Source organism: Sphingomonas sp. Ant20 (genome assembly GCF_000783375.1).
In the GTDB taxonomy this organism is placed as follows: Bacteria; Pseudomonadota; Alphaproteobacteria; order Sphingomonadales; family Sphingomonadaceae; genus Sphingomonas; species Sphingomonas aerolata.
This window is the reverse complement of the sequence record NZ_JRVI01000196.1, coordinates 1-1,480: the sequence shown is the minus strand read 5'-3', so window position 1 is coordinate 1,480 and position 1,480 is coordinate 1. Positions and strand designations below refer to the sequence as shown.

General features: G+C 69.3%; 1 pseudogene. It reads right to left on the bottom strand.

The features are described from left to right. Positions 1-1,348, bottom strand: a pseudogene (locus NI18_RS17905) (LpqB family beta-propeller domain-containing protein); the annotation flags it as partial. Positions 1,349-1,480: the final 132 nt, after the last annotated feature.

Below are 1,480 nucleotides of genomic sequence, written 5' to 3'. Positions count from 1 at the left end.
CTGGATTGCCCCGCGCCGCGGTCAGCCCGCCGCCGGGGCCCTGTTCGAACACGATCGTGCGCGCGTCGGGTGAAAAGCGCGGGCGGCGATAATGGCCGGCGACGGTCGTGACGGTGCGGGGCAAGCCGCCGCCTGCCGCGATCGTCCGGATCTGGCCGAGGCCCGTGTCCGTCCAGCCGACGAACACGATCTGGCGGCCGTCGCGCGACCAGCTCGGGAACAGTTCGAATTCGTCCGCGCCGCGCGTCAGCCGCGTCGCGGTGCCACCCGCAACGGGCTTGGTCCACAGCTTGCCGAGCGTCTCGAACACGACGGTGCGGCCATCGGGCGAGACACTGGCCCAGCGCGGCATCTTCGTCGCGAACCGGTCGGGTGCGACCGCGACCTGCGGATGGACCGCATCGACGATGACGCGCGTATCGTCGATGCGGAACGGGATCACCGCCGCGCCCGAGCCGTCGGGCGCCACCCGGCGCAGCTTGCCCCCCGCCCAGAAGACGATCGCCGTGTCGCCCGGCGTCCAGGCCATGTCGGGATAGACCCCGGTAACGGCCCATGCCTCCTGCACGTCGCGGTCGAGCGGACCATAGATCATCCGTTCGACGCCGGTCGCGAAGTCCTTCACCCATAATTTGGTGACGTTGTTCTCGCGCCGGACAAAGGCGATCCGCTTGCCGTCGCGCGACGGGGTCGGCCGGACCGAGCCGCCAACCCCGGAGACCGCGGTGCTGACCTCGCCGCTGTCGACGTCATAGCGTTCGATATCGAACAGGTCGGTGCGCGAATTCTGCGCATATTCGAAGATCGGGCCGGGCGAGATGTTGCGCGTGTAGAAGATGCTCTTGCCATCGGGCGCGTAGATCGGCTCGCCCAGTTCCTTCTGCAGCACCTCGCTCGCGCGCTTGACGAGCTGGACGCCGCCGCCACCCGAGACGTGATAAAGCCAGATCTCGCCCGTGCCGAGCGAGCGGCCCGTCGTGAAATGCTTCTTCGCGGCGATGAACCGGCCGTCCGGGCTCCAGCTCGGCTGGTTGAGCAGGCGGAAATCCTCGTTCGTCACCTGGCGCTTGTCGCTGCCGTCGACGTTCATCACCCAGATATTGTCGCCACCGCCGCGGTCCGACGTGAAGGCGATGCGGCGGCCGTCGGGCGAGAAGCGCGGCTGATGCTCGAACGCCAGCCCCTCGGCGATGCGTCGCGGCGTGCCGCCCGTGATCGGCATGGTGTAGAGGTCGCCGAGCAGATCGAAGGCGATCAGCCGGCCGTCGGGCGAGACGTCGACGTTCATCCAGCTGCCCTCGTCGACACGCAGGGCGACCTCGCGCGTCTTTAGTCCACGCGGCTGCATGACGTCCCAGACCGGCGGCTTGGCGGACGATTTGGATGTGGCAGCCGACGCATTGGCGGGCACGGCGGCAGTGACCGGGGCTGCGGCGACGGGCTGAGGCGACGGGGTTGGGGTCGGCGCGGGGTCGTCGCG